Origin of the sequence: Paracoccus aminovorans (genome assembly GCF_001546115.1) — a bacterium.
Classification (GTDB): Bacteria; Pseudomonadota; Alphaproteobacteria; order Rhodobacterales; family Rhodobacteraceae; genus Paracoccus; species Paracoccus aminovorans_B.
Genome location: NZ_KQ955208.1, coordinates 874,556 through 883,305, shown reverse-complemented (window position 1 = coordinate 883,305; position 8,750 = coordinate 874,556). Strand labels below are relative to the sequence as shown.

Sequence of the window (8,750 nt, the reverse complement as noted above, 5' to 3'; positions counted from 1 at the left end):
AAACCAAGGGCGATCCCTTCCGCGAAAGGCCACGCCATGCGCATCTGCCCCGACCTCGCCTCTGCCATCGGCAATACTCCCCTGATCCGGCTGAACCGCGCCTCGGAAGAGACCGGCTGCGAGATCTTGGGCAAGGCCGAGTTCATGAACCCAGGCCAGTCGGTCAAGGATCGCGCCGCGCTCTACATCATCAGGGACGCGGTAGCGCGGGGCGAATTGCAGCCGGGCGGCACCATCGTCGAGGGCACGGCGGGCAACACCGGCATCGGCCTGGCGCTGGTCGGCGCCTCGATGGGCTTTCGCAGCGTCATCGTGATCCCGGAAACCCAGAGCCAAGAGAAAAAGGACATGCTGCGCCTGGCCGGGGCCGAACTGGTCGAAGTGCCGGCGCAGCCCTACAAGAACCCGAACAACTATGTGCGCTATTCCGGCCGGCTGGCCGAAGAGCTGGCGCGGACCGAGCCGAACGGCGCCATCTGGGCCAACCAGTTCGACAATATCGCCAACCGCCAGGCGCATCTGGAAACCACCGGCCCCGAGATCTGGGAACAGACCGGCGGCAAGGTCGACGGCTTCGTCTGCGCCGTGGGCTCGGGCGGGACGCTGGCCGGCGTCGCCATGGCGCTGCAACCCAAGGGCGTGAAGATCGGCCTGGCCGACCCCGAGGGCGCGGCGCTCTACAGCTTCTATACCGAGGGCATCTTCGAGAGCCCCGGTTCCTCGATCACCGAGGGCATCGGCCAGGGCCGCATCACCGCGAACCTGGAAGGCTTCACCCCCGACATGGCCTGGCGCATCCCCGACAGCGAGGCGCTGCCGGTGATCTTCGACCTGCTCGAACACGAGGGGCTGTGCCTGGGCGGCTCGTCCGGCATCAATGTCGCCGGCGCGATCCGCATGGCGCGCGAGATGGGACCGGGTCACACCATCGTGACGGTGCTCTGCGACTATGGCACACGTTATCAGACCAAGCTGTTCAACCCCGAGTTCCTGCGCGCCAAGGGCCTGCCGGTGCCGGAATGGATGGCGCGCAAACCCGCCGATCTGCCCGAAGTGTTCGAGGACTGACCGACCCATGCCCCGTCTTGCTGCCGTGCTGCCGCGCCTCGCCGCGCTTGTCGTCGCGCTGTTTCTGGCGCTGACCCTGCCGGCCGTGGCGCAGGACCCGCAGGCGCCGGATTACAACGCCTGGAACAAGCTCGCCGACCAGGCCGAGCAGATCCTGCAATCCGACCAGGCCAACGACAAGCGGCTGCAGACCATCCGCGATTCCGTGGTCGAGTGGCGCGAGCGGCTGAAGCAGGCCCAGGGCATCAACGCGACCCGGATCGCGACGCTGAAGGACCAGATCAACGCCCTGGGGCCGCCCCCGGCCGAGGGCCAGACCGAATCCGACGACATCGCCGCGCGCCGCAAGGAGTTGAACGAGCAGCTTTCGACCTTGCAGGCGCCGGGCTTGCAGGCTGTCGAGGCTTATGGCCGCGCCGACGGCATCGTCACCCAGATCGACCAGACCATCCGCCAGCGCCAGGCGCATGCGTTGATCCGCAAGACGCCCTCGCCGCTGAACCCCGCGAACTGGGGCCCGGCGATGGTCGAGGCGGCCAATGTCGGCCGGCAGATCTATGCCGAGGCGCGGAGCCGCTGGGACGACATCGGCGGGCTTTCGGGCTTTACCGACCGGCTGCCGCTGGTCGGGGGCTTCCTGCTGGTCGCTCTGATCCTGCTGACGCGCGGGCGGCACTGGATCGACTCGCTGCCCTCGCGGCTGTCGGCGCGGGCCGGCGAACGCTCGCGCGCGGCGCTGGTCTTTGGCGTGTCGCTGGGCCAGATCGCGATTCCGCTGATCGGGGTGATGCTGGCCGCGGCGACGCTGATCGCCACCGATCTCTTCGACGACTGGGGCATGCCGCTGTTGCGCTCGGTGCCGGCCTCGGGCCTGTCGTTCTTCGGCGGCATCTGGCTGGCGCGCCGGCTGTTCCCCGAGGAGGGCACCGCGGGCGAGGCGCCGCTGCCGATGAACGAGGCGCAGCGGCGGCAGGCGCGGTTCCGCGCCACGCTGCTGGCCATGTCGCTGGCGCTGCACCAGCTGATCGCGCGCTCGGTGCTGCCGCTCTCGGGCTTCAACAGCGACAATGACGCGAATACCGTGCCGGAACGGCTGGGCGAGGCCTCGGCCGGGGTCTGGCATTTCCTGCTGATCCTGTTCGGCGCCTTCTGCCTGTTCCAGCTGGCGAATCTGCTGCGCCGGCTCAAGCCTTCGGAGGTCTCGGATGCGCCGGATTACCGCGTGCGCATCGTGGCCTTCCTGGGCGCGATGGCGCGGATCGTGGCGCTGGCCGCGCCGCTGGCCGCGGCGGTGGGCTATGTCACGGCGGCCAATGCGGCGCTGTGGTCCTCGGTCATGACGCTGGGGTTGGTCGGCTTGCTGATCGTGCTGCAGGACTTCATCGGCGACCTCTACGCCATGGCCAAGGGCGGCGGCGCCGCGGCCCGCGACGCGCTGATGCCGGCGCTGATCGGCTTTGCGCTGGTCTTGGCCTCGCTGCCGCTGTTCGCGCTGATCTGGGGCGCGCGGGTCAGCGACCTGGCCGAGGCCTGGACCCGCACCCAGCAGGGCTTCAGCCTGGGCGGGGTCACGCTGTCGCCGATGGCGATCCTGACCTTCGTGCTGGTCTTTGCCGTCGGCTATTTCCTGACCAACTTCATCCAGGGCGCTTTCCGCAGCTCGATCCTGCCCAAGACGCGGCTGGACCGCGGCGGGCAGAACGCGGTCGTCTCGATGATCGGCTATGGCGGGCTGGGGCTAGCGGCGCTGCTGGCGATTACCGCGGCCGGGATCAACCTGACCTCGCTGGCCGTGGTCGCCGGTGCCCTGTCGGTCGGCATCGGTTTCGGCATGCAGCAGGTGGTGTCGAACTTCGTCTCGGGCATCATCCTGCTGGTCGAGCGCCCCATCGCCGTCGGCGACTGGATCGAGGTCGGCGGCCAGCAGGGCGTGGTCAAGAAGATGGCGGTGCGCGCCACCCAGATCCAGACCTTCGACCGCACGCAGATCATCGTCCCGAACTCGAACCTGATCACGCAGCCGGTGACGAACTGGACGCGCGGCAGCCTGCAGGGCCGGATCATCGTGCCGATCACGGTCGGCGTCGGCTCGGACGGCCGCATGGTCGCCGCCCTGCTGCGCGACATCGCCGAGGACCAGCCGACCGTGCTGGTCAACCCGGCCCCAGCCGTCCTGCTGCGCAGCATCACCCCGACGGGACAGAATTACGAACTGCGCGCGATGCTGTCGGACATCAATGCCGGCGTCTCGGTCGTCTCCGAGATCAACCACCAGATCCTGGAACGCTTCGCCGCCGCGGGGATCGTCCTGCCCGGCGTCGTCAGGGGATCGCAGGACATCTACCTGCACCGGGCCGAGCCTGCGGCCGAGGAGGCGCCCGCCGCCACCCCCGCGATCCCGCCCGAGGCGCCCGCGCGGCCTGTCGCAGAGGACCAGCGGCCCACGCAGGAGTTCGAGGGTCATGAAAGCGGCGAATACGGTCCCGCCGGCGTCAACAACGACGGCCGCGACGACACCGACCGCGACTGATCCTGGCGCTGCGGTCAGCCGCGCAGGCGGGGGTGGCGCGGCTCGGCCTCGGGCACGCCCTCCTGCGACAGCAGGATCGCGACCGGCCGTAGCCAGGGGATCTGCGCGCAGACGATCATCACCGCCACCATGATCGGCACCGCAAGGAAGGTGCCCGAAATGCCCCAGACCGCGCCCCAGAACGCCAGCGACAGGATGATCCCGAACGAGGACAACCGCAGCGTCTGGCCCAGAAGCATCGGGTCGAAGACATTGCCGATGATGAAATGCACCGCCGTGGTGATGCTGCCGATCACCAGCGTCGTGGTCGGATCGCCGGTCTGGGCCAGCACGATGGCGACGGTGATGACCGTGGCGATGATCGAGCCCAGCGTCGGAATGAAGTTCAGGATGAAGGTCAGCATGGCGACCGCGCCCGCCAGCTCCAGCCCGAAAAAGCGGAAGGTCAGCCAGATCAGCGCCGCCGTGACCGCGCTGATCGCGGCCTTGACCACCAGATAGCGGTTCACCCGCCGCATGATCTTGTGCACCGTCGCCAGCACCTGCCGGGCGCGGTCGGGATCGCCGGTCAGCCGCTCGATCTTGATCGGGAACCAGATCCGCTCGCTGAACATGAAGCCGACGAAGGTCAGGATCAGCACCGAGGCCGAGACCAGGTTCGAGGCCTGGCCGGCGGCCGAGCGCATCCAGCCGGCGAAATCGACGCTGCCGAGGAAGGTGTTGATCGCCTCTTGCACGTTGGGGCCCCAGCGCTGGCTCAGCCGCTCCAGCGCGGCCTGGGCGCGGTCGGCATAGTTCAGCGCGGTGGACAGCACCTCGTTGACCTGCGCCACCACCGTGGTCGCGGTCCAGAGCAGCCCGATGGCGATGGCGATCAGCGCCAGCGTGGTCGCCAGCCAGTTCGGCACCTTCAGCCGGGCAAAGGCGGAAATCGCGTCCGAGGTCAGCGAAAAGATGATGATCGCAAAGACCAGGCAGATCAGGATGAACCGCGCCTGCACCATCAGCGCCAGCACCAGGCCGAAGGCGATGACGCCCAGAAAGCCGGTCTGCAACCGTTCCGCCAGTTGCGAGTCGCTTGGCCTCAATGCCGTCCCCGTTGGTGAGGGCCGGGGCAGGGCGCCCCAGCCCGCTGATTTGCGGTCGCTTATGCCTCTTCGGCCTCGTCATCCTCGCCATTCTCGGCGATGCGGGCAACAGAAACCACGGTTTCATCGGTGCCCGTATTGAAGACGCGCACGCCGCCGGCAGAGCGCGAGCGGAAGCTGATGCCGTCCACCGGCACCCGGATCGACTGCCCGGTCGAGGTCGCCAGCATGATCTGGTCGTCGCGTTCCACCGGGAAGCTGGCGACCAGCGGGCCGCCGCGCATCGCCTTGTCCATGGCGGTGACGCCCTGGCCGCCGCGGCCGCGCAGCGGATAGTCGAAGCTGGAGCTGATCTTGCCCGCGCCCTTGGCGGTGATGGTCAGGATCAGATCCTCGGCCGCCGACATCTCGGCATAGCGGGCTTGATTGATTTCGCCCGCAGCGACGCTGTCCTCGTCCTCGTCGGCCTCGGCGCCGTCGTCCAGCGCGCCCTCGACGGCGCGGCGCATCTTCAGATAGGCGGCGCGCTCGGCCGGATCGGCCTCGAAGTGGCGGATCACCGACATGCTAACCACACGGTCGCCCTTGTTCACCAGCCGGATGCCGCGCACGCCGGTGGAATCGCGGCCCTTGAAGACGCGCACGTCGGTGGTCTGGAAGCGGATCGCCCGGCCCGAGGCGGTGACCAGCATCACGTCGTCATTCTCGGTCGCCAGCCGCACGCCGATCAGCTCGACGCCCTCGGGCAGCTTCATGGCGATCTTGCCGTTGCGCATGATATTGGTGAAATCCGACAGCGCGTTGCGGCGGACGTCGCCGTCCGAGGTGGCAAAGACCACCTGGTAATCGTCCCAATCCGCCTCGGGCGCATCCATCGGCAGCAGCGCGGCGATGGAGACCCCGGCCTGGATCGGCAGGATGTTGACGATCGCCTTGCCCTTCGAGGTGCGGCCCGCCAGCGGCAGGCGCCAGGTCTTCAGCCGATAGACCATGCCATCGGTGGTGAAGAACAGCAGCTCAGTGTGGGTATTGGCGACGAACAGCGTGGTGACCAGGTCGTCCTCCTTGGTCGCCATGCTGGACAGGCCCTTGCCGCCGCGGCGCTGGCTGCGGAATTCGGCCAGGGCGGTGCGCTTGATATAGCCGCCCGAGGTGATGGTGACGACCATGTCCTCGCGCTCGATCAGGTCCTCGTCGTCCATGTCGCCGGCCCAGTCGACGATCTCGGTCCGGCGCGGCACGGCGAAAAGCCCCTTCACCTCGGCCAGCTCGCCCGAGATGATGGCCATGATCCGCTCGCGCGAGGCCAGGATGGCGAGATAGTCGCGGATGGACTCGGCCAGCGATTTCAGCTCGTCGGTGACTTCCTGCACGCCGAGCTGGGTCAGGCGCTGCAGGCGCAGTTCCAGGATGGCGCGGGCCTGGGTTTCGGACAGGTTGTAGGTGCCGTCCTCGTTCACCGGATGCAGCGGGTCGTCGATCAGCCGCAGGTATTCGACGATCTCATGCGCCGGCCAGCGCCGCTCCATCAGCCGCGCCCGCGCCTCGGCGGCATCGGCCGAGCTGCGGATCGTCGCCACCACCTCATCGACGTTCGAGACCGCGACCGCAAGCCCGCAGAGCACATGCGCGCGTTCCCGCGCCTTGCGCAGTTCGTAAGCGGTGCGGCGGGCGACCACCTCCTCGCGGAAGGCGATGAAATGGGTCAGGAAGTCGCGCAGGGTCAGCTGCTCGGGCCGGCCGCCGTTCAGCGCCAGCATGTTGCAGCCGAAGCTGGTCTGCATGGGGGTAAAGCGGAACAGCTGGTTCAGCACCACCTCGGCGGTGGCGTCGCGCTTCAGTTCGATCACCACCCGCACGCCGATGCGGTCGGATTCGTCCTGCACATGGGCGATGCCCTCGATGCGCTTTTCCTTGGCCAGTTCGGCGATCTTCTCGATCAGCGTGGCCTTGTTGACCTGATAGGGGATCTCGTCCAGCACGATCAGCTGGCGGCCGTTGCGGCCTTCCTCGATCCGGGTCTTGGCGCGCATGACGACGCTGCCGCGGCCCTCCAGATAGGCCTTGCGGATGCCCGAGCGGCCCAGGATCACGCCGCCGGTCGGAAAGTCCGGGCCGGGGATGATCTCCATCAGCCGTTCGGTCGGCAGGTCCGGGTTCTCGATCAGCGCCAGGGTGGCGTCGCAGACCTCGCCCAGGTTGTGCGGCGGGATGTTCGTCGCCATGCCGACGGCGATGCCGCCGGCGCCATTGACCAGCATGTTCGGGAAGCGGGCCGGCAGGACGGTCGGCTCGCGGTCCTTGCCGTCGTAGTTGTCCTGGAAATCGACGGTATCCTTGTCGATGTCCATCATCAGATAGGCGGCGGGCTTGTCCATCCGCACCTCGGTATAGCGCATGGCCGCCGGGCTGTCGCCGTCCATGGAGCCGAAGTTGCCTTGGCCGTCCAGCAGCGGCAGCGACATCGAGAAGGGCTGCGCCATCCGCACCAGCGCGTCATAGATCGAGGCGTCGCCATGCGGGTGATACTTGCCCATGGTGTCGCCGACCGGGCGGGCCGACTTGCGATAGGGCTTGTCATGGGTGTTGCCGGTCTCGTGCATGGCGAAAAGCACGCGCCGGTGCACCGGCTTCAGCCCGTCGCGCAGGTCCGGGATCGCCCGGCTGACGATGACCGACATGGCATAGTCCAGATAGGACGAGCGCATCTCGCGCGAGATGTCGATCACCGGCCCGTCGTGATGCATCACCGCGCGTTCGGCCGTGCCGTTCTCGGGGGAATCGTCGTCGTTTTCGGGGGTATCAGCCACGGGGTTCGCCTCAACATCTTGTTGGGTGACGGTCTATCCCATACCAGCAGCCGGTGCAATCTTTAGCGGCCCTCAGGCGGTGCCGGGAACGCGGTTGCGGCCCCGGACCGAGGCCAGCCACAGGCCCGAGAGCGCCGCCGAGCAGATCGCGTTCCAGCCGGCCATCGAGATGCCGAACAGGCTCCAGGCCACCTGGTCGCAGCGCACCAGCGGCGCCGCCTCGATGGCGGCCATCAGGTCCTGCGTCGACAGCTGCGCCAGGCCCGAGACCCCGCCCGCGCAATGCTGCGGCCCGGCCCAGAGTTTCAGCTCGACCCCGGCGTGGTAGATCGCGAAGCCGGTGGCGCAAAGCGCCGCCAGCAGGCCCAGGAACGCGAGCCAGCGCCGCCAGCCCAGAAACCAGATCAGCCCGCCGATGATCGCGGCGGCAAGATGCGGCCAGCGCTGCAGGATGCAAAGCTCGCAGGGCGCATAGCCCAGCGACTGGAAGGTCAGCGCCGCCGCCAGCAGCGCGGCCGATCCTGCGCCGGCCACGGCGGCCAGCGATTTGCTTGGAAATCCGTTCATGCGCCTTGGGTTAGGCCGGCGGCGCGCGCTCGGCAAGTGCCAAATGCGTGAGCGTCAATGCGGCTTCCAGCGGATCACCCGCCAGACATAGACCGCCACGACCGTGACCACGACCAGTTTCGACAGCGGGTCGATCCAGTGGGCGACCAGCGCATAATTTTCATGCAGCATCAGCCCGGCAAAGGTCAGCACCCCGGTCCAGAGCGCGCTGCCCGCCGTGGTATAGGCCAGGAACTTCCACAACGGCATCCGCGCCAGCCCGGCCGGGACCGAGATCAGCGTGCGGATCGCCGGGATCATGCGGCCGAAGAACACCGCCATGGCGCCGTGGCGCTGGAACCAGTCATGCGCCGCCTCGATGTCGCCGGGCGACAGGGTCAAGAGCCGGCCGTGGCGGGCGGCGAAGCGCTTCAGCCGCTCTTCGCCGAACCACAACCCGACGCAATACCACATCAGCGTGCCCAGGACCGAGCCGAGCGTGCCGACCAGGATGGTCAGCGTCAGCGACAGCTTGCCCGCGCCGGCGAGGAAGCCCGCCAGCGGCATGATGACCTCGGACGGGATGGGCGGAAAGACGTTCTCGGCCACCATCAGCGCCCAGACGCCCAGATAGCCCCAGCTTTCGATCGTCGAAACCACCCAGTCGAACATGCCCGCCCCCTTCGTTTGCGCCCCGTGCTGCGGGGC

General features: G+C 68.1%; 6 protein-coding genes. 2 read left to right on the top strand and 4 right to left on the bottom strand.

All coding sequences use genetic code 11. The features are described 5' to 3' along the window. The first annotated feature begins 36 nt into the window (after positions 1-36). Positions 37-1,068, top strand: coding sequence for a cysteine synthase A (locus ASV56_RS04535; RefSeq protein WP_062560959.1), 1,032 nt, complete (start codon positions 37-39; stop codon positions 1,066-1,068). Positions 1,069-1,075: 7 nt separating this feature from the next. Then, complete coding sequence (locus tag ASV56_RS04530; RefSeq protein WP_062560958.1) at positions 1,076-3,598, top strand: DUF3772 domain-containing protein; 2,523 nt, start codon at positions 1,076-1,078, stop codon at positions 3,596-3,598. Positions 3,599-3,612: 14 nt separating this feature from the next. Here the strand turns inward: ASV56_RS04530 and ASV56_RS04525 are convergent, their stop codons facing one another. From ASV56_RS04525 to ASV56_RS04510, 4 genes are all read right to left on the bottom strand, one after another. Beyond that, positions 3,613-4,686, bottom strand: a complete 1,074-nt coding sequence (locus tag ASV56_RS04525) for an AI-2E family transporter (protein ID WP_253879866.1) — start codon at positions 4,684-4,686, stop codon at positions 3,613-3,615. Between the two features lie 59 nt (positions 4,687-4,745). Then, positions 4,746-7,496, bottom strand: a complete 2,751-nt coding sequence (gene gyrA, locus ASV56_RS04520; protein WP_172823729.1) for a DNA gyrase subunit A — start codon at positions 7,494-7,496, stop codon at positions 4,746-4,748. A gap of 72 nt (positions 7,497-7,568) precedes the next feature. Next, positions 7,569-8,063, bottom strand: coding sequence for a disulfide bond formation protein B (locus tag ASV56_RS04515; protein ID WP_062560957.1), 495 nt, complete (start codon positions 8,061-8,063; stop codon positions 7,569-7,571). Positions 8,064-8,117: 54 nt separating this feature from the next. Next, positions 8,118-8,714 carry a DedA family protein gene (locus tag ASV56_RS04510; RefSeq protein WP_062560956.1) on the bottom strand — a complete coding sequence of 199 codons (597 nt, stop codon included), beginning with the start codon at positions 8,712-8,714 and terminating at the stop codon, positions 8,118-8,120. Positions 8,715-8,750 lie beyond the last annotated feature (36 nt).

Coding starts and splice junctions, on each gene's coding strand:
- ASV56_RS04510 (WP_062560956.1), bottom strand. CDS start 8,714: ATGTTCGACTGGGTGGTTTCGACGATCGAAAGCTGGGGCTATCTGGGC.
- ASV56_RS04535 (WP_062560959.1), top strand. CDS start 37: ATGCGCATCTGCCCCGACCTCGCCTCTGCCATCGGCAATACTCCCCTG.
- ASV56_RS04515 (WP_062560957.1), bottom strand. CDS start 8,063: ATGAACGGATTTCCAAGCAAATCGCTGGCCGCCGTGGCCGGCGCAGGA.
- ASV56_RS04530 (WP_062560958.1), top strand. CDS start 1,076: ATGCCCCGTCTTGCTGCCGTGCTGCCGCGCCTCGCCGCGCTTGTCGTC.